The 19,595-nt window shown below is 72.3% G+C and carries 12 protein-coding genes; 4 read left to right on the top strand and 8 right to left on the bottom strand.

From position 1 onward, the window contains the following. Positions 1-54 precede the first annotated feature (54 nt). On the bottom strand, positions 55-615 hold the full coding sequence (locus E0F75_RS03970) for a hypothetical protein (RefSeq protein WP_187621063.1): 561 nt from the start codon (positions 613-615) through the stop codon (positions 55-57). Next, positions 612-986, bottom strand: coding sequence for a PadR family transcriptional regulator (locus E0F75_RS03965; protein WP_229312489.1), 375 nt, complete (start codon positions 984-986; stop codon positions 612-614). The genes E0F75_RS03970 and E0F75_RS03965 overlap by 4 nt, the downstream gene beginning before the upstream one ends. A 135-nt stretch (positions 987-1,121) precedes the next feature. On the opposite strand from E0F75_RS03965, the gene E0F75_RS03960 reads away from it, so the two are divergent. Continuing rightward, positions 1,122-2,921: a SpoIIE family protein phosphatase gene (locus E0F75_RS03960; RefSeq protein WP_187621061.1), complete on the top strand. Its 1,800-nt coding sequence runs from the start codon at positions 1,122-1,124 to the stop codon at positions 2,919-2,921. A gap of 52 nt (positions 2,922-2,973) precedes the next feature. Here E0F75_RS03960 and E0F75_RS03955 read toward each other — a convergent pair whose 3' ends face one another. Both E0F75_RS03955 and E0F75_RS03950 read right to left on the bottom strand, forming a co-directional pair. Then, positions 2,974-5,142 carry an OmpL47-type beta-barrel domain-containing protein gene (locus tag E0F75_RS03955; protein ID WP_187621561.1) on the bottom strand — a complete coding sequence of 723 codons (2,169 nt, stop codon included), beginning with the start codon at positions 5,140-5,142 and terminating at the stop codon, positions 2,974-2,976. A 53-nt stretch (positions 5,143-5,195) separates the two neighbouring features. After that, positions 5,196-7,688 (bottom strand): ThuA domain-containing protein, encoded by a 2,493-nt coding sequence (locus E0F75_RS03950; protein WP_187621060.1) that lies wholly within the window; start codon positions 7,686-7,688, stop codon positions 5,196-5,198. A gap of 206 nt (positions 7,689-7,894) precedes the next feature. On the opposite strand from E0F75_RS03950, the gene E0F75_RS03945 reads away from it, so the two are divergent. Both E0F75_RS03945 and E0F75_RS03940 read left to right on the top strand, forming a co-directional pair. Then, positions 7,895-8,929, top strand: coding sequence for a multicopper oxidase domain-containing protein (locus tag E0F75_RS03945; RefSeq protein WP_187621059.1), 1,035 nt, complete (start codon positions 7,895-7,897; stop codon positions 8,927-8,929). A gap of 161 nt (positions 8,930-9,090) precedes the next feature. After that, positions 9,091-10,998 (top strand): CAP domain-containing protein, encoded by a 1,908-nt coding sequence (locus tag E0F75_RS03940; protein ID WP_229312488.1) that lies wholly within the window; start codon positions 9,091-9,093, stop codon positions 10,996-10,998. 98 nt (positions 10,999-11,096) lie between these two features. Here E0F75_RS03940 and E0F75_RS03935 read toward each other — a convergent pair whose 3' ends face one another. Continuing rightward, complete coding sequence (locus E0F75_RS03935) at positions 11,097-15,071, bottom strand: discoidin domain-containing protein (RefSeq protein ID WP_229312487.1); 3,975 nt, start codon at positions 15,069-15,071, stop codon at positions 11,097-11,099. Positions 15,072-15,346: 275 nt separating this feature from the next. Between E0F75_RS03935 and E0F75_RS03930 the strand changes: the two genes are divergently transcribed. Continuing rightward, a complete protein-coding gene (locus E0F75_RS03930; protein ID WP_374115364.1) occupies positions 15,347-16,288 on the top strand; it encodes an endo alpha-1,4 polygalactosaminidase in 942 nt (313 codons plus the stop codon). Between the two features lie 53 nt (positions 16,289-16,341). On the opposite strand, the gene E0F75_RS03925 is transcribed toward E0F75_RS03930, so the two are convergent. Genes E0F75_RS03925 through E0F75_RS03915 form a run of 3 tightly spaced genes read right to left on the bottom strand, consistent with a single transcriptional unit; the run spans position 16,342 to position 19,540 of the window. Continuing rightward, complete coding sequence (locus E0F75_RS03925) at positions 16,342-17,220, bottom strand: hypothetical protein (RefSeq protein WP_229312486.1); 879 nt, start codon at positions 17,218-17,220, stop codon at positions 16,342-16,344. After that, positions 17,217-19,121, bottom strand: coding sequence for a GMC family oxidoreductase (locus E0F75_RS40345; RefSeq protein ID WP_187621057.1), 1,905 nt, complete (start codon positions 19,119-19,121; stop codon positions 17,217-17,219). The genes E0F75_RS03925 and E0F75_RS40345 overlap by 4 nt, the downstream gene beginning before the upstream one ends. Further along, a complete protein-coding gene (locus E0F75_RS03915) occupies positions 19,118-19,540 on the bottom strand; it encodes a hypothetical protein (RefSeq protein WP_187621056.1) in 423 nt (140 codons plus the stop codon). The genes E0F75_RS40345 and E0F75_RS03915 overlap by 4 nt, the downstream gene beginning before the upstream one ends. Positions 19,541-19,595 lie beyond the last annotated feature (55 nt).

The raw sequence follows: 19,595 nt of genomic DNA, 5'->3' as shown, positions 1-19,595 counted from the left end.
CTCCGGGACGGACGGGCATCCCTGCCGGGCCGTGCGGGTGAGACCGCGGCCGGCTCAGGACGCCGCGGGACGCGGGGCGCGCCGCCGTTCGGCGAGGAGGTACGCGATGCCCGGCAGCGTCAGCAGGGCGCTGCCCCACAGGGGCAGCAGGAACAGCGTCTCCTCACCGGCCAGCTTCTGCGTCAGGAAGAGCACCGGCAGTCCGACCACCAGCGCCACGATCCAGCCCTTGCCGAAGCCGAGGGACCCCCGGCGCAGTTCGAGGACCACGGTGGCGGTGCCGATGCTCAGCCAGAAGGCCAGCCGCCCGGCGTCGATGTCCACGACCGTCGTCCAGTGGACGAGGTGCGACATCAGCAGCAGCCCGCCCACGACGAACGGCACCATCGCCGCCATCCGCAGCACGCGCCGGTGCAGCGGCATCCGCGCCCTGGCCCAGGACGCCGCGAAGGCCTTGACGTCCCGGCCGACGACGTCCTGCGGAGTGCGGCCGGCCGCCGCGGCGTCCTCCAGGTGGGCCGTGAGCTCGGCGAGCATCTCGCGCACGGACGCGTCGTCGATGCCCCGGTACTCCCAGTTGCTGCGGCAGACCGCGAGTACGTGCTCGTTGGTCATGGTGTCGTTCCCCCGTGGGTCGCTCGTGTGAGAATCCGGTCGGCCTGGGCGGTGAACCCCTGCCATACGGTCCGGCCGTGCTCCAGCTCGGCCCGGCCGGCCTCGGACAGCCGGTAGTACTTGCGCGGCGCACCGCCACTGGGCGACGGGGCGCGGAACGGCTCGACGAGCCCGGCGCGCTCCATCCTGGCCAGCAGCGGATAGATGCTGCCCTCGCCGACGAGTTCGAGCCCGCTCTCCGTGAGCGCCTCGATGAACTCGTAGCCGTACCGCGGACGTTCGGCGATCAGTGAGAGCAGGCACAGGTCGAGCACACCGCGCAGAAGCTGGCTGCGCCGCTGGTCACCGGCTGTCGGCAGCTCCTTTGTCATGCGGTGCATGGTAGTCGGCCACTGTCTTGCGCCACAAGGCAGTGACAAGTCGTGCCGCCCTGATCGGCCAGGAGGGGGAGGCAGGTGCATGATGTGCACCAACAGCGGACGAGTTTCTGTCTGGAGGCCGAAAGAGTGAACGAAGGCAACGGGAGACGGCGCGTTGTCCGCCGTGCCTCGGCCGGAAAGGGCGCCTCGGTCCTCCGCTCGGCGGGGGCCCGCAGACGACTCGGCCGGAGCGACGGCGACGTCCCCCTCGACCGCGTCACCACGCGCGAGCGGCTCGCCTGGCTGAACTCCGCGGGCTCCAGGATCGGCACCACCCTCGACCTGGAGCGCACCGCTCAGGAACTGGCCGAGTTCACCGTGCCGACCTTGGCGGACGGGGCCGCCGTCGACATCCTGGAGAGCGTCCTGCGGGGCGAGGAGGGCTCACGCTGGACGGGGACGGGTGTCCCGCTCCTGCGGGCCACCGCGCTGAGCGTCGTCGACGAGCTGGCCTCCCTGGAGCCCACCCCGGTCGGCGAGACCTTCGTCCGGACCGAGGAGGCCCACGAGACGCTCCTCCACCGGTACTGCCTGCGGCAGGGCAGGCCGGTTCTCGTGAGCCGCATGCGCGACGACGACTTCACCAGGGTCGCGCCGACGGAGAGCGCGGCGGCGAAGATGCGCGCCGCGGGAGTCCACAGCTATCTGGCGGTGCCGCTGATCGCCCGAGGTCTGCTGCTCGGCAGCGCCGACTTCGTACGCGGTCCGGGAACGCCCCCGTTCTCCGACACGGACCTCGCGCTGGCCGAGCAGCTGGCCTCCCAGGCCGCCGTCTACATCGACAACGCCCGGCTGTACGGACGCGAGCGCGAGCACGTCGTCTCCTTGCAGCGCAGCCTGCTGCCCCGCGCGACCCCGGTGACGCCGGGGCTGCGCGTCCACGCCGAGTACACGCCCTCGACGGCCCACCACGGCGTGGGCGGCGACTGGTACGACGTGATGGCCCTGCCCGGCGGGCGTACGGCCCTGATGGTGGGCGACGTCATGGGCCACGGACTGCCCGCCGCCGCCACCATGGGCCGCCTGCGGGCGGTCGCCCGTACCCTGATGACCCTCGACATGGCGCCGGAGCGGGTCCTCGCCCGGCTCGACCTCGCCACCCGTGACCTGGAGGACGAGCAGGTCGCCACCTTCCTCTGCGCGGTCCACGACCCGGCGGACTCCACCTACACCCTGGCCAGCGCCGGTCATCTGCCCCCGCTGCTCGTCGACGGCGACGGCTCCGCCGCGTTCGTGGACGTACCGATCGGCGCGCCGCTCGGCGCGGGAGTGATCCCGTACGACCCCATCCGTCTGGAGGTCCCGGCGGGCGGCCATCTGGTCATGTACACGGACGGCCTCGTCAAGTCACGGCACGCGGACCTCGATCACCAGCTGGAGCGGCTGCGGTCGGCGGCCCGTGGCCTCACCCCCGAGGCACTCGAACGCGGCGGCCTCACGGACTGCGCCCCCACCGACGCCAGCCGCTTCGACGAGGCCGTGCTGCTCGTCGCGACGACCGCGCCGGGTACCCCGGACGAGCTGTGCGAGTGGCAGCTGCCGCAGGAGGGGCGGGCCGCGTCCGTCGCCCGCGGTCTGGTCACGGACCAGCTCGACGCATGGGACCTGGCGGAGCTCGCCGACGTCTGCGAACTCGTCGTCTCGGAGCTCGTGGGCAACGCCCTGCGCTACGGCAACGGCCCCGGCCGGCTCCGGCTCCTGCGCGGCGAACGCCTCGTCGTGGAGGTCTCGGACACGGGACCCGACCTGCCCCAGATCCAGCACGCGGACCTCAGCGACGAGGGCGGCCGGGGTCTCCAGCTCATCAACATGCTGTGCCGCCGATGGGGGTCGTGCCGCACCGTCTCCGGCAAGGTGGTGTGGGCGGAGCAGAACCTGCCCACGTGAGACGAGCGGGAAGGGCCCCTCTCCCGCCACGGGAGAGGGGCCCTTCCACGGTCTACAGCTCCTTCACCCGGATGTTGCGGTAGGAGATGACGTCCGTCGTGCCGTGGACCTGGAGCCCGATGTAGCCGGAGGCGTAGCGCCGACCGTCCGTGCCCGGGTCGTCGCCACGCGGCGGCTGGAAGACCTGGCCACCGGTGTTGTCGAACTCGTTGATCAGCCTGCCGTTGCGGAAGACCGAGTAGTGCTGGCCCTCCACCCGGATCTCGTAGTCGTTCCAGGTGCCCTTGGGCGTCACCCCGGCACCGGCGAGGCCGACGCGGTCGAAGCCGTAGAGCGAGCCCGTCTTGTACATGTCGCCGTCGGGCCGGTCCAGGACCTGGATCTCATGGCCGTACTTGATGGCGACCCACTCCGGACGGCTCTCCTCGGGGTTGTCGTGGACGTACGGGAAGCGGACGAAGACCCCGCCGTTGGCGTTGCCGGCGCCGGGGGCGTCGTCGCGCCACTGGAGCTTGAGCGAGAAGTCGCCGTACTGCCGCTGCGGGAACCACAGCATGCCCATGCCCGGCACCGTGGTGCTGCTGGTCATGGCCCCGTCCGCGCTCAGCCCGAACTTTCCGCCGCCGACGTGCTGCCACTTCGAGAAGCTCGCGGCGGTGCCGTCGAACAGGTCGCGGTACCCCTCGGTCTGGCCCGGCCTGCCGATGCCCGACTGCTTGGCCGCGCGGTAGATCTTCTTGTGCTCGCGCGTGTCGATGACGCCGTCGGCCAGCAGCCGGTCGATCACCGTGTCGACGTGCTTGAGGAACAGCGCGTGCGAGGACCAGTCCTTCTCGTCCTCGATGAGTTCGTTGACCGTGCAGCGGCTGTTCGTCATCCGGTTCGGGACACCGGTGTCGACGGTCCCGACGATGACCGTCAGCCGCTCGTCGAACTCCGGGCAGCTGGGCGCGGGCACCCCGCCGCCCTCGGCGACGGTGAAGGACGTGCTCCGGGCCGTGGAGGTGTTGCCGGCCTTGTCCGTCGCCCGGTACAGCACCGTGTGGTGGCCGACGCGGTCGACGATCACCGGGGTGGTGTACGCGAGGTACGGGCCGCCGTCGAGCGAGTACTCGATCCGCTCGACGCCCGAGTCCGCGTCGAACGCGGACAGCGTGACCGTGGCGCTGGTGATGTACGCGCCGTCGGAGTCGCGCACGCCCGCGACCGAGGCGGCGGCCTCGGGGGCGGTGGTGTCGGGATCGGGCTGGGTGACGACCGTGAAGGCGACCGACTTCACCGCGGCGGTGTTCCCCGCCTTGTCGCTCGCCCGGTAGCGGACGGTGTGCTCGCCCGCCTGGTGCACCATCACCGGAGCGGTGTACGGCTGCCAGGCGCCGTCGCCGATCGCGTACTCGACGGTGTTGACGCCCGACCCGGTGTCGGACGCGGTCACCGTCACCGTGGCCATGTCGAGATAGCGGCCCTGGCCGTCCCGCTCGCCCGACACGGTCGCCGAGGTCTCCGGCGCCGTCGTGTCGTCGGTGGGCCGGGCGACGACCGAGAACGCGGCGGTCTTCTCGGCGGCCGTGTTGCCCGCCTTGTCGCTCGCCCGGTAGCGGATCACGTGCGCGCCGACCCGGTCGACGACGACCGGGACCGTGTACGGCTGCCACGGGCCGTCCGCGCCGACCGCGTACTCGACCTTGTCGACGCCCGAACCGGCGTCCGTCGCGCCGAGCGTGACCGTCGCCTGGCCGACGTAGGCGCCGTCGGCGTTGCGGTCGCCGTCGACCTTCGCGGTCGTCTCCGGCGCGGTGGTGTCCTCGCCGCCGCCCTCGGTGACCGTGAGGATGCCCTGCATCTGGCCGTGCCCGGGGATCGTGCACTTGAAGAGGTACCGGCCCGGGGTCAGCGTCACCTCGGCCGTGTGCCGGCCGCCGTTCGCGTCGCTCGGGTTGGCCAGGATGTTGAGCGGGACGTCGTTGTTGTACTCCGGGTCGGAGACGTCGAACGTCAGGGTGTGCGGCATGCCGGTCGTGTTGCCGGTCGCCGCGCTGTTCTCGAAGACGATCGTCGTCGCGCCGGCCACCGCCGTGGTCGGGAACTCCAGATAGCGGTCGATCGGATCGCCCGCCTTCCAGGTCAGCACCTGCGCCGCGGAGGTCCGACCTCCGTCGTCGCCGCGTCGCGCGTCGTCCGCCCTGCCGTAGGCGGCCGCCGAGGTCAGGCCGACGACCATCGCCAGGGCGGCCAGCAGGGCCGCCCACAGGCTCGCGCCCCGGTGTCTCGTGATCACTGCGCCGCCCTCCTTGCCAGCTGGTCCGCGGCCGGGGTGGGCCCGCCGCCCTTGTAGGTCACGCGCCACAGCGCGGAGTCGGGGTGCGAGGTGAAGAAGCCACGCCCGTAGTCGAGGACGTACAGCGAACCGTCCGGGGCGAACTTCCAGTCCATCAGGTTGCGGATGCCGCCCTGCCCGACCGGGATGATCTTCTTCAGGGACTCGGCGTGCACCGGGAGGCCGCCCTTGCCGACGGTCTTCGGATCGGTGAGCACGGCGTGCCGCGGCTGGTCCCCGTCGTAGAAGTCGCCGACGAACCACTTGCCGTCCCAGTACGACGGCCACTTGACCGCCGAGTCGCTCGCCGCGTCGTAGCGGTAGAGCGGACCGTTCATGGTCGCCTGCCCGCCGCCCTTGAGCCACGGCAGCAGCAGCTTCTGCTCCTCCTGTTTGTAGCTCGGGATCCCGGCGGCGTCCCTGGGGTAGTCCACGCCGCCGCCCTGGGGCGAGTACCAGATCGTGTTCCCCGTCACCGGCGGCAGGTTCACCAAACCGTCGTTGTTCGGAGACTCGTTCTTCGGCGCGTCGCAGTCGTACCAGCCGAGCGGCTTGGCCGGGTCGAGCAGACCGCGGTCCCGGTAGGGCTGCTTGTTGCCCATGCAGTACGGCCAGCCGTGGTTGCCCGCCTTGGTGATCGCGGCGAAGGTGTCGTACTTGGCCGGACCCCAGGTCGTGGACGGCGCGCCCGCGTCGGGGCCGACCCAGCCCGCGTAGAGGATGTCGGTCGTCCTGTCGACGGAGATGCGCGCGGGGTTGCGCACGCCCATCACGTAGATCTCGCCGCGGGTCTTGCCGCCGCCCTCGTCGCTCTCCTCGCCGGTGAAGAGATTGCCGGCGGGGAGGGTGTACGTGCCGTCGGGCTCGGGATGGATCCGGAGGATCTTCCCGTTGAGATTGTGGGTGTTGCCGGCGGTGCGGCGGGCGTCCGCGAAGGAGACGCCCCTGAAGTTCGGGGCGGGGTTGTTGCCCGAGTAACCGCCGCTGGAACCTGACGAGTTGGTGTCTCCGGTGGCGATGTACAGATTGCCCTTGGAGTCCCAGGCCATGCCGCCGCCCGCGTGGCAGCAGCTGTGGATCTGCACCGGCCAGCTCAGCAGCACCTTCTCGCTCGCCAGGTCGAGCCTGTTCGTCGCGAGATCGAGCGTGAAGCGGGAGACCCGCCGCTCGCCCATGTGCTCCACGCGGTCGATCCGGGAGTGCGGTGTGTAGTGGAGGTAGACCCAGCCGTTGGTCGTGAAGCCGGGGTCGAGCTCGATGCCGAGCAGCCCCTCCTCGTTCTTGATCAGCTCGTCGCCGCCGCCCTTGTTGCCGAAGACGGTGAGCGCGCCGGCCCTGGTGACCTGCTTGGTCTTCGGGTCGTAGACGTGGATCTCGCCGTTGCCCTTGCCGATGTCCGGGTTGTTCCAGTCGGTGACCACCGGCACGCTCGAGTCGGCGCCGCCGCGGCCGATGTACAGGATGCGGCCGTCGGGAGCGGCGACGAGACCGTGCGGCTCGCCGATCTGGTCGTTCTGGCCGGGCTGGTTGGGCTTGGTGACGCGCTCTGCGGTGTAGTTGGCGTCGATGGTCGCCTTGCAGTCCGCCCGGGAGATCCGCGCGGTCCAGGCGATCGCGCCCCGCAGATGGTCGCGGAAGTCCGCCTCGGCGTAGCTGTCGACGGTGCCGCCCATGGCGGTGTAGAAGGACCGGCCGCCGTCGTAGTCACGGCACCAGGACACCGGGTGGTCCCAGCCGTTGGGCTTGGCCGCGGGCTGGTACGAGGACTCCCGGACGCGCGCCACGGTGTGCACGGTGCCGGACGGGTTGCGGTCCCAGTTGAACCACTTGTCGGGCCGCTTCCACTCCAGCGGAAGGGACTTCGTGGCCGGGTGCTGCCGGTCGCCGACCTCCACCACCGCGCGCTGCGTGCCGCTCGGGGCACCGGTGGGCCGGGCGCCGATCAGGCCGGTGAACCAGCCGGAGTAGGGCTCGGTGCGGGCGGCCTCGTGGACGCCGACGAAGCCGCCGCCCGCCTCCATGTAGGCCTCCAGGCCCGCTTCCTGCTCGGGGTCGAGCACATCGCCGCCCCCGGTCAGGAAGACCACCGCGTTGTACTTTCCCAGCCGCTTGGCGTCGGTGAAGACGGCTGGGTCGTCGGTGGCCTCCGTGCGGTAGCGGCCGGCGGCCGGGCCGGTGAGGCCGATGCTCTCGACGGCCGCGATGCCCGCGTCGACCGTCGGCGACTCGGCCGTCGCGGACCCGTGGAAGACGAGGACCCGTACGTGCGCGCCGCCCGGTGGCGACGGCAGGGATAACGTTGTCGCCGCCTTGGCCGACGGCGGGTCCGGATCCGGCTTGGCGGCGGCGGGGTTGCCGCCGAGCAGGGAGGCGGTCAGGGCGCCTGCCCCAAGTGCCGCCACGGCAAAGCCTGTTCTCGATCTCGACCGGTGATGTGGTGTGCGCTTCATGGGTCACCCATCCCTCTGAGGTCACAACGACAGCCGCTGAAGCTAGACCTCTTTGCGCGGTTCGCCAAGGGCTATGGCCGCAACCGGACGAACTTTGTCCTGGGTGTGGATAAACCACTGCCACCCCGCTACGGTGTGGGCCGTCCCCAGGAGCCCCCGCTGGCCCCGCACCCAGTCAATCTCCTCTGAAGACCGGAGAGTTCGACATGGACAGACGCAGCTTCAACCGTCGCCTGCTCGCGGGCGGGGCGGTCGCCGCGACCGGCGTGACATCGTTGTCCCTCGCCTCCGCCTCCAGTGCCACACCCGACGCGGCCGCCACGGCCGCCTCGCTGAGGACTGCCCCGGCCGGCGGCCAGATACGCCATCTCAAGCTGTACGCCGAGAAGTTGGCCGACGGACGCATGGGCTACGGCCTGGAGAAGGGCAAGGCCACCGTGCCCGGCCCGCTCATCGAGCTCAACGAGGGCGACACCCTCCACATCGAGTTCGAGAACCTGATGGACGTCCCGGTGAGCCTCCACGCGCACGGTGTGGACTACGACATCGACAACGACGGCACGAGGATGAGCGGGAGCCATGTCGAGGCGGGCGCCACCCGCACGTACACCTGGCGCACCCACGCCCCCGGCCGCCGCCCCGACGGCACCTGGCGGCCCGGCAGCGCCGGGTACTGGCACTACCACGACCACGTCGTGGGCACGGACCACGGGACCGGCGGCATCCGCAAGGGCCTCTACGGCGGCCTGGTGGTGCGCCGCAAGGGCGACATCCTGCCGGACAGACAGTTCACCATCGTCTTCAACGACATGACGATCAACAACCGGCCGGCCGCCGATCCGCCGAACTTCCTCGCCACCGTGGGCGACCGGGTGGAGATCGTCATGATCACGCACGGTGAGTACTACCACACGTTCCACATGCACGGTCATCGCTGGGCCGACAACCGCACCGGTCTCCTCTCCGGTCCCGAGGACGTGAGCCGGGTCGTCGACAACAAGATCACCGGACCCGCGGACTCGTTCGGATTCCAGATCATCGCGGGCGAGCACGTCGGGGCCGGCGCCTGGATGTACCACTGCCACGTCCAGAGCCATTCGGACATGGGCATGGCCGGCCTCTTCCTGGTGGCCAAGCCGGACGGCACCGTACCGGGCCACGGAGACCACGGAACGCACGGTGCGGCGACGGCGAAGGAGGAACCGGCCACCCGGACCTCCGGCGGGAGCCACCACCACTGAACCCCCGGCGCGGGCCCGGCCGGGGTCGTCGCGGCCGGGCCGCGGCCGCCGCACCGGCCGCGTGACCCACATCACTTTCGCCGTCCGCCACCTTTTCGTTATCCGCGCCCGGCTCCAGGCTCTCCCCTGCGCAATCATCTCCAACGAACGGGACGGTCGGCGTGCGGCAGAGCACAGGAATCGAGCGGGACACGGAGCTGGTCCTCGCGGCGCGGAACGGTGACCCGTGGGCGCGGGACCAGCTGATCACCGCCCACCTGCCCCTGATCCACACCACCGTGGCACTCGCCATGAACGGCCGCCACGGTGTCGAGCACGTCGAGCACGTCGTACGGGAGACGATGCTGCGCGCCCTGGACGGGCTCCCCACCCTGACCGACCCCGGGGTCTTCCGGCCCTGGCTGGTCGCCATCGCCGTGGACGGGATCCGGCGGCACCGGCACCAGCAGCCGGCCGGGTACGGCTACGGCGACGGCGCGGCCGCCGAGCAGTCGTCCGCGCACGGGCAGGCGTACGAGATCACCGAGGCGGCCCGCTGGCTCGACCCGGAGGACGGCGAACAGCTGGCCCTGTGGTGGCTGGAGTGCGCGGGCGAGCTGACCCGGTACGAGACGGCCGCCGCGCTGCGGTGGCCGGCCGAGGAGGCACCGGCCCGGATCGAGGCCGTACGGGCCCGGCTCGACGCCGCACGCGTCGTCGTCGCCGCACTGGCCGGGAACCCGGCCTGCCCCTTCCTGGGCCGAGAGGCGGCCGAATGGGACGGCCGGCCCTCCGCCCCGTGGCGCGACCACCTGGCCCACCACACGATCGGCTGCGGGCACTGCGCCCCGCGCTGGCACGCGCTGGTGCCGGCGGAGGTCCTGCTCGCGACCACCTCGCCCGTCCTGACGGCCCGGACGGACGAGGCCCCGCGGGGACCGATGACGCCGACCTCCGCGTTCGCGGCCGCAGCCGGCGGGCCCGGCACCGCCCCGGGCCCCTACGCGGCCACCGACGGCGACCCGTACGGTGCCTCCGAAGGCACCGACCTGTCCGACACGGCCCACCTCGGCGGGTACGGACACGACCACACGGCGGATCTGACGGAGCCGTACATCCTGGCCGGCTCCGCAGGGCACACCCGTCCCCCCATACCCCGGTCCGCACCCGCCTCCTCCGCCTCCCCGGCGCCCGGCCGGCACGGCACGCGCGCGGCCCTTCGGCGCCGTCGCCAGACGCAGGAGCGGAGCCGGCGCCGCGCCGTCATCGCGGCCGGTGTCGTGGTCATGGCGGTCACGGGCGGGGCGTTCTCGCTGTCCGGAGGCCGCGGCGGGGACGACGAGATCCTCGAGGCGAACCGCGTGACGGCCCCCGAGCTCGACCTGCCCCTCGACCAGGACCCGTCCACCCACTCCGGCACCCCGTCGTCGGCGGCGACGACCCCCACCACCTCGCCGTCCGCCTCCAAGTCCGCCACCGGACGCCCACCCGCCTCGGCATCGCCCAGCGCGAAGCCCACCACCGCATCGCCCCTCCCGGTCCGCACCGCCAAGCCGGCCCCGGTGAAGACGACCCCGCCGCGCACCGCGGAACCGACCCCGGACGCGCCGCCGACCAGGCCCGGCTCGGGCTCCGGCACCGGCACGGGCTCGGGCTCGGGTGACGAGGCCGGGAACGGGACGGGCGCGGGCCCGCAGAACGACAACGGGCAGAGCTCGGAGGCAGACCAGGTCATCGCCCTGGTCAACGCGGAGCGCGCCAAGGCGGGCTGCGGCCCGCTGAGCGCGAACGCGACCCTGACCAGGGCGGCGCAGGGCCACTCCGACGACATGGCGGCCCGCGACTTCTTCGACCACACCAACCCCGACGGCGCGGGTCCGGGGGAGCGGGTGACGGCCGCCGGATACCCGTGGTCGACCTACGGCGAGAACATCGCCATGGGCCAGAGCAGCCCCGAGCAGGTCATGGAGTCGTGGATGAACAGCCCGGGCCACCGCGCGAACATCCTCAACTGCGACTTCAAGGAGATCGGCGTCGGCATCCACTCGCAGGGCGGCCCGTACTGGACCCAGGTCTTCGGCGCCCGCTGACCCGGCAGAAGGCGGCGGCCCCGGACCCGCCGGGGAGCCCGTGACGGGAGGGGGGTGCGGCTCGCGTCGACGCGAGCCGCACCCCCCTCCCGTGACCGTCAGGGCGTGACGGGGACGTTCGTCAGGCCGCTGCCGGCGTTCGTCACCGTGTTGGAGGCGTGCACGACGTTCGGGTCGGCGGCGCACTTCGACGCCGAGGTGATCCTGATGGCGTACGCACCCACGCCACCGAGGTCGGAACGGTTGCCGCGCCACACGTTGCCGCAGCCGTTCGGGAACGACGGCGTCGTCGACGGGTTGTGGGTCTCATAGCCGTTCGCGAACGTGCCGGGTGAGGAGAACGTCCCGGTGTTGTTCTCGATCAGATAGCCGACGCCCTTGGCGTCCACCCACGAGTCGGCCGAGTTGGAGCCGCTGATCCCCGTCCCGTCGAAGGTGTTCCCGCGGATCACGCCGTCGGACGTGCCCTCCTTGACGTCGATGTGCTCGGCGGCGACCGACGGGCCGATCCTGTTGTTCAGCACCTGGACGCGGTCCGAGCGGTCCACGCCGCCCTGGTTGCCGTGGCAGGCCCAGTTGGAGCCGGCCGAGCCGATGTAGACCGCCTCGCCGTACCCGGCCTGGACCAGACCGGTGTGGGTGATCGTCGAGTTCTTGATGACGCCGTCGGCCGAGGAGCGCCGGAAGTGCACCGCCTCCTCGTCGACGTGGTGCACGGAGAGACCGTCGAGCGTCACATGGGGGGAGTCGTCGAGGACCACGCCCTTCTTCGACTCCTTCACCGTGAAGCCGGTCAGCTGCCAGTACGGCGCGCCGTACAGCCAGAGCCCGTAGCCGGAGTCCCAGCCGGCGGTCGGAGCGGGGCAGGACGGGGCCGTACCCGACGGGCCGTCGTTGACGAGGACGGCGCTCGACGGACCGGTGAGGGTGATCGGCGCGGCGGCCGTCCCCGCCTTCCGCGTCACGAACGAGCCCCGGTACTCACCGGCGGCCAGCCTGATGGTCTGCCCGGGCTGCGCGTTCGCCAGCGCGCTCTGCAACTGTCCTGCCGTGGACACGTCGACGACCGGACCGCCACCGCCGGCCGGCCCGGTGGTCGCACCGACGGAGCCGCTCGCGGCGGACAGGTTCCCCGCCGCGTCCCGCGCCCTCACCGTGTAGCCGTACGAGGTCGAGGCCGCGAGCCCGGTGTCCGTGTACGAGGTCGACGCGGGGCTCCCGACCTTCGTACCGCCCCGGAAGACGTCGTAACCGGTGACCCCGACATCGTCCGTGGCGGCGTCCCAGGCCAGCGAGACACTGCTCGCGCTCGTGCCCGTCGTGCGGAGCCCCGCCGGGACGCTCGGCACCGTCGTGTCCTGGCCGCCGCCCGGGGTGGGGGAACCGTACACCTCGAACTCCCAGAGGGAGTAGCCGTACGCCGTGCCGCGCGCGGTCCCGAGCATCCGGACGTACCGCCCGGTGCCGGTCACCGTGAGGTCGTCCACGCCACCGTCGCCGGTGCTCGTGGAGTGGACGTCGGTCCAGTCGGTGCCGTCGTTCGAGGTCTGGATCCGGTACGCCTTCCCGTACGCGGCCTCCCAGTCGAGCTTCACCCGGGAGATGTCGTGCGAGGCGCCGAGGTCGATGCGGATCCACTGCGGGTCCACGCCCTCCGTGCTGGCCCACCGGGTCCCGGTGTCGCCGTCCACCGCGAGGGAGGCCTCGAAACCGGCCGACTCGACGGAGGAGGCCGTCGTCGGCCGGCCCCGCGAGATCAGGGTCGGCGAGGGCGTGCCCCCGCTCTGCGTGGTGGCGGAGACCGTGCCGCTCGCGCCGGAGGTGTTCCCGGCGGCGTCACGGGCCTTGACGGTGTAGCTGTACGCGGTGGAGGCCGTGAGGCCGGTGTCGGTGTACGTGGTCGAGGTCGCCGTCCCCACGAGCGAGCCGCCCCGGTACACGTCGTAGCCGGTCACGCCCATGTTGTCGGTGGACGCGTGCCACGCAAGCGAGACGCTGTTCGCCGTGACGCCGGTGGTCCGCGGCGAACCCGGGACGCTCGGCGCCTCGGTGTCGCCGCCGGGGCCCGAGCTCGTGGACTTCAGGAAGAGCGAACCGGAGGTGTCCGTCCTCGTGGCGTTCACACCGGCGTGCGGGGCCCTGCTGTAGTCCAGGTTCTCCCTGCCCGCCCAGTCCGGGACGGGCGCGCCGTTCTCCGCCAGGTGCTGGTACGCCGTCGGGTCGGCGGCCGCGCTGCCCAGCTGGTACAGACGCCGACGGTCGGAGTAGTACGGCTGGTACGCACCGCCGGCCGTGGTCTGCTTGCTGAGGTCGTTGCCGTAGAAGACGTTCTGCGGCCCGGTGGCACCGGACCACTTCACGGCCTTGGGGCCCGCGCCCCACCAGATCGGCCACCAGGTCGAGTCGTCGGGGCTACCGCCGCCCTCCTCGCCGCAGTTCGCGCGGCAGTTCTTCGAGGAGTTCTCGAAGGGGACCGCGACCCTGTTGTTCTCGAAGAGGTTGCGCCGCTCCCAGCCGCCGTGCAGGTTCAGGTCGCTGTCGAAGTCGTTGCCGACGACGACGTTGTTCGAGGCGGACCACTGGAAGGTGAAGTGGCGCAGGTTCCGGCTGGTGTTGTACGCGTACAGCGAGTCCCAGACGCGGGAGCCGCGGAAGTAGCCGTTGCCGCCCTTGCCCTTGTTCCAGGAGCCGTCGAAGGAGGACTCCTGCACCTGGATGTTCTTGGCGCTCTCCGTCACGACGGCGTGGGAGCCGGTCATCCGGGTGCCGACGCGCCGGATCCAGACGTTGGCCGCCCACTTCAGGACGATGCCGTGCTGGGCGTACTCCGGGGCGATGTTGCCGAAGTCGGTCTTGGCGTCGGCCGGGTCGACGTCGTACGTGCCGCCGCCGAGCCTGGGCATTCCGTCGAGCTCCTGGGTGATGCTCAGGTCCTCGATCCCGACGCCCTGGACGACCTTGAGCGGTGTGACACGGCTCGGGTAGACGGTCCCGCCGATCGCGGCCGAGCCGTCGGAGGTCGAGTTGAGCGGCAGATCGTACTCGAGGGGCTTGTCGAGGGTGAGGTTCCTGCCCGTGCTGTCCACCGCGGCGATCTGGAAGATCTGCTGCCGCATATGCAGGTTCACGTACGTGGACGAGTCGGTGACCGTCTGCTGCTGGTAGAACTTCGCCGTGTTGGCCGCGCCGACCCAGAGGTGGGCGCCGACCTTGAAGCGCGACATGTCCGCGTCGGCGGCGAGCCTGATCTGCGTCGTGCCGATCGCCGAACCCTCGCGCAGCGGGACCCCGCTCGCCCAGTGCTGGTTGACGCTGCCCTCGAAGATGTCCTTGCGGTTGGCCGGGGCGGAGGCGTGGTCGCTCGTGTACTTCGGTGAGACCTCGCGGGTCTGCACCCGGAGCAGGCCGCGACCGGGCCAGGTCCAGCCGCCCTTCCCGGCCCCGTGGGTCATTCCGTCCTCGTCCCAGTCGCTGCCGTCCGGGGTGAGGGTGTCGTACCGGGTGTCGGCGTCCGGCCGGAACGCGAGCGTGGTCTGTCCCATGCCCGCACCGCGGAGCACCATGTAGTCGGCGTCCAGGGAGAGTTGGCGTGTCACGACGATCCGGCCGGCCGGCAGGGTGATCGAGGAGAGCCTGGTGTAGCCGGCCGACGGGGTGCAGCCGGTCCTGATGGCGTCGACGGCCTGCTGGAGGCCGGTCGTGACGTCGCTGCCGTCGGCCCGCACGCCGTACCGGGAGGCGAGCTCCTGCGCCGTGAGGTGACAGGCGGCGTCGGGGTGGGCCTCGGCGGTGCCGGGGAGTGCGGCGCCGCCCCGGTATCCCGCCCTGCTCCAGTCGGGCAGGCCCGCGAGGGGTGCCCGTCGGTTCGCGCTGGTCAGGTCGGGTAGGGCGGCGGCCGTGGTGGTGGCCGTGGTGGTGGCCCGGCCGTCGTCGGGGGCGGCGGCAGCGGTGCCGCCGGTCAGGCCGGTGATGCCGGTCAGCGTGGTGGCGACGACCACGGCGACCGCCAGGGGGCGGCGCCGTCGAAGGGTGCGGTCTCGGTGTGCGGGGCGTGCCTGATGTGCGTATGACATCCGACGTCCTCCGGGTGAGTGCTGCGCGAAGGCAGCGGTGGGGGCTCACATCGATGCTCGGCCAAAGGTTAGGAAATGTTCCTAACCATTGCGCGGGAGAGTAGAGACGGCCGAGGGGGCGACGCAAGACCCTGCGCACGATCCGCAGACATGACTTCCGTTCAGATATGTGGTCGCCCAGGGTGCTTGAGGCCAGCGTGGGCGGTGTCGGACCGTTCTCGCCGCGTCCGGCAGGCCGCTACGGCCCGGTCGCACAGCGCCCGTACCGTAGGCCCGTGGGCGGCCCTGCGCCGCCCCGAGGAATCGACGACCAGGAGCCCCGCACCGTGATCGCCCGCGAACCCCGTCCCCTCCGCAGCGTGCGTCGGCGCCGCCGCCGTCTGACGGCCCTCACCCTGGTCGGCCTCCTCGCCGTCGGTGCGGCCGGATGCACCTCGTCCGGTGACGGGGGAGACGGCGACTCCGCCCCCTCCTCCCCGCCGCCCTCCTCCGCCCGCACGGTCGTCCCGCCCGAGCCCCACGTCGGATTCGACTACCAGATCGGCGGGCCCTACGCACCGCCCCCCGGGGTGGGCGCCGTCTCCCGCGACCGTACGGCGAAGCCGGCGAAGGGGCTGTACAACATCTGCTACGTCAACGCCTTCCAGGCCCAGCCGGACGCCACCGACTGGTGGGAGGAGAACCACCCCGACCTCCTGCTCCGGAGCGCCGCGGGAGCTCCGATCGTCGACCAGGACTGGGACGAGGCCCTCTTCGACGTCTCCACACCGGCCAAGCGCGAGCGGCTCGCCGCGATCGTCGGCGAGTGGATCGACGGTTGCGCCGACGCCGGCTACCAGGCCGTCGAGGCGGACAACCTCGACTCGTACGAACGGTCCCAGGGCCGCCTCACGCCCGCAGACGACCTCGCCTTCGCCCGGCTGCTCGTCGACCGCGCCCACGCGGCCGGACTCGCGATCGGGCAGAAGAACGCCCCCGATCTCGCGCAGCGGGGCCGGAAGCTCGGCTTCGACTTCGCGGTCGCCGAGGAGTGCGGTCAGTACGAGGAATGCGGCCCCTACGCGAGCGCCTTCGCCAACCGGGTGCTCGTCATCGAGTACGAGCGGAAGGGCCTCGCCCGGGCCTGCGCGCGCTGGGGCGGGACGCTCTCCGTCGTCCTGCGCGACACCGACGTCCGCCCCGCGGGCGAGGCCGGGTACGTCCGCGAGACCTGCTGACGGGGGGACGGCCGGCGACGTGGGCAAGGCTCCGCCGCGGGCCCCCCGAGCGGTCAGGGACGAGGTGCGGCCGGCACGTAGTACGGGCGGTTGTGGGCGGCCACCGGGGGCGACTGGTACGTCCAGGCGCCGGTGGCCGGTGCCTCGTCGCCGACGAGGGCGAGGACATCGCGGCCGAGGTCGCTCTCCGGGGCGTGCACCGTCAGCCGTGCGCGTCCCGCGTGCGCGGGCGCGGCCAGGTCGTACCAGCGGTACGGCTGGTAGACGTTCATCGGGCCGGCGAGGAGACGCCCCTCGAGGTCGGTGCCGTAACCCGTGATCGGGGCGGAGTTGGCGACGGCGGGGGCGAGGCCGTCGAGTTCCGCGGTGAGGCCGACCAGGGGACCCAGATCCTGCTCCAGGGTGTCGTCCGCGCCGACGGTGGCCGCCGTGCACCGTACGTTCCAGGTCTCGCCCGCGGGCCCGTTGAGCGACGGCAGATCCACCTCGAACCGGCCCGGGTACTTGGGTTCGGCGTAGAGCCGGCGCCCCGCCCTGATCGCGAACGGGTTGTCGCAGACGACGTGGACGCGTGCGATGCCGAGCAGCTTCGTCTGGTCCCAGCCCTGGGCGTACTGGGCGTAGCTCAGCCGCGGCAGTCGCCCCTCCGCGCCGGTCGGGAACGCGACGACGCTGAACTCGATCTCCTGCGTGACACCGCCGCCGAAGGCGTACTGCGCGAAGTACAGCTGGTAGTTGAGGGAGACCAGGGCGCGCCCGTCCTCGAACTCGGCCGCGGTCAGATCCGGGTGGTGCTTCGCGAGCAGCTCCCGGACCGGCCCGGGAGCGACCAGCCAGTCGAGGCCGATCTGGTGCAACGCCCCGTAGTGGAAGGGGAGCCGGAAGGGCTCGGTCACGGGAGGAAGGGGCAGCGGGGGCAGGGGTGCGGTCATTCCGGGACTCCTCGGTTCGGTGCGGTCTCGTCGGCGGTGGCGGTCTCGTCGGCGGTGGCGGTGGCGGTGGCGGAGGTCGGGGACAGGGGCAGGGGCAGGGAAAGGGGCACCGGACGGTCGCGGGACGCCAGGTCCGCCTCGACGCGTTCCGCGCTGCGCAGGGCGAGCGCGGCCATGGTCAGCGTCGGGTTGGAGGTGGCCACCGAGGGCATGCTGCCGCAGCCGACCGCGTACAGGCCGGGGTGGTCCCAGCAGCGCTGCCAGGCGTCGACCACCGACGTGGCGGGGGAGTCGCCCATGATGTGGGTGCCGGCGGCGTGGCCCGCCCCGCGATAGCCGTACGTACGGCCGCCGTGCTCGAAGCGGCCGGGCCATGCCGCCGCCGGCGTGTAGTCGGTGTGGTCCTCGGCGCCGAGGAGTCCGAAGATCTGATCCGACACCGCCCGGGCCGCCGCCATCCCCGCCTTCACGTGCTCGTCGAGGTCGTAGGTGACGAGGGGGCGCGGCAGCCCCAGCGGATCGCGCTCGGTCGGGTGGAGCGTGACCCGGTTCGCGGGGTCGGCGCTCTGCTCCATCTCGAACTGGAGGGTGAACTGGCGGCGGATCCGGTCACCGACCGCCTTCCGCAGGTCGGCCCCGAACAGGCCGCGTTCGGCGAGGAAGTGCCGCACGTCGGTGTCGACGGGGCCCTTCGCCCAGACCCAGCCCCAGGTCCCGAACTCGACGCGGAAGGGCGCCCGGAGCCGGCGCGCCGGGCCCGCCCGGAAGCCCTCGAAGCCGGAGACCGAGCCGGGACCCCGGTACGGTCCGGCGTCCTCGGGCAGCAGGCCCCAGGTCAGCAGGACGGGGTGGTCCATCAGGTTGCGGCCGACCTGGCCGCTGCGGTCGGCGAGCCCGGAGAGAAGCAGCAGCCGGGCGTTCTCCACCGCGTGCGCGGCGAGCACCACGACATCGGCGTGCGCGACGGAGACCCTCCCGTCGTACGCGTGGTACTCCACGCCGGTGGCCCGCCCGGTCGCGTCGACGAGGACGCGGCTCACCACGGACCGGTCCCGGAGGGTGACACCGGCGCTCCAGCGGCCCTGGGTCTTGAGCGGGGTGTACTTCGCGTACGAGGGGCAGTGCGGGATGCAGCTCGCGTTGCCCACGCAGCGGCTCTCCGGGTCCGGCCGCCCGTGGCGGCCGCGCGGGACGTACCCGCGACCGGCGTCGTACCGGGGGTCCGGGACGCCGTTGCGTGCGTGCGGGGTGCCGACCACCCGCAGTTCGACCTCGCGCCCGGCCACCGGGTCCTTCACGCGCCGCCCGTCGAGGCGGGCCGCGAGGATGCCGTCGAGGCGCGCGGCCGGCAGCGGCCGCATGGGAAACACATGGCCGTCGGGGAGGGGCAGCCCGACGTGCTCGCGCTGCTCGTCGGCATCGCCGGCCACCCCCAGCTCCTCCTCGGCCGCCCGGTAGTAGGGCTCGAGCTCCGTGTAGCCGAGCGGCCACCGCCGCCCGTACCCGAAGACCTCGGTGTCGAAGTCCTCCGGGAGCATGCGCGGCGCGAGTCCGGTCCAGACGTTGCCGGTGCCGCCGTTGGCCCGGACGTATCCGCTGGCGTACGGCAGCGGCCCGTCCTGCCGGAGATGCCCGGCCGTCCGGTACCCGGGGGTCCCGTCCGCGCCGACGATGTCCGTCACCTCGGGCGAGGGCGCTTCCGGACGGGGTCCGAGGGGCGCACCGGGAACCATGCCCGATGCCGCGAGATACGTGGTCAGCGGATCGTCTGCGGATCCGTCTCGGGGATCCGCCGCGCCCGCCTCCAGGACCAGGACCCGTCGCCCGTGGCGTCCGAGCCGGTGGGCGACGAGCGAGCCCGCGACACCGGAGCCGACCACGATCACGTCGTACCGCGTCACGGACCGCTCCCCTCGACCGCGTCACCCCGGCCGTGGCCTTCGGGACGGACGGGTGCCTCGGCCCAACTCCCGTACCCGCCGGGGGCGGTGGCGGGCGCCTTGAGACCTGCGGCCTTCCACACCAGGCCCTCGGCGTAGGCGCGCGGGGACACCAGGAACGGCTGCGGTCCCGGCCAACTTCCCGTGTACCAGAGGTATGCGACCGCCTCCGCCGCCTTCCGCAGCTCACGGTCCCCGGCGTCGTCCGGTTCCTCCGGCAGCTCGCGCAGCAGCCGCGCGTACCGCTGCGCTCCGAGCCGCTCCGCGGCGACCGCCCGGTACACCTCGGCCATCCCGGTGGCTTCGAGGTCCGCTCCGTCGAAACCGGTCAGCCGTGCGGACAAGGTGGTGAAGTGCTGTGACTCGTCTGTAGGGTGCACGCGGGCATGGGTGCCCCATCACTTCCCGGGCCATGCGCCGCACCCCGGGAAGGGC

Origin of the sequence: Streptomyces sp. CB02980, assembly GCF_014451325.2 — a bacterium.
Lineage (GTDB): Bacteria > Actinomycetota > Actinomycetes > Streptomycetales > Streptomycetaceae > Streptomyces.
The sequence above is the reverse complement of the archived record's forward strand: the minus strand, read 5'-3'. Positions and strand labels throughout refer to the sequence as shown.

Bases quoted from the DNA above. Each gene is read 5' to 3' on its own strand.
- E0F75_RS03970 (WP_187621063.1), bottom strand. From the start codon at position 615: ATGACCAACGAGCACGTACTCGCGGTCTGCCGCAGCAACTGGGAGTAC.
- E0F75_RS03965 (WP_229312489.1), bottom strand. From the start codon at position 986: ATGACAAAGGAGCTGCCGACAGCCGGTGACCAGCGGCGCAGCCAGCTT.
- E0F75_RS03955 (WP_187621561.1), bottom strand. From the start codon at position 5,142: ATGGTCGTCGGCCTGACCTCGGCGGCCGCCTACGGCAGGGCGGACGAC.
- E0F75_RS03950 (WP_187621060.1), bottom strand. From the start codon at position 7,688: ATGAAGCGCACACCACATCACCGGTCGAGATCGAGAACAGGCTTTGCC.
- E0F75_RS03945 (WP_187621059.1), top strand. From the start codon at position 7,895: ATGGACAGACGCAGCTTCAACCGTCGCCTGCTCGCGGGCGGGGCGGTC.
- E0F75_RS03935 (WP_229312487.1), bottom strand. From the start codon at position 15,071: ATGTCATACGCACATCAGGCACGCCCCGCACACCGAGACCGCACCCTT.
- E0F75_RS03925 (WP_229312486.1), bottom strand. From the start codon at position 17,220: ATGACCGCACCCCTGCCCCCGCTGCCCCTTCCTCCCGTGACCGAGCCC.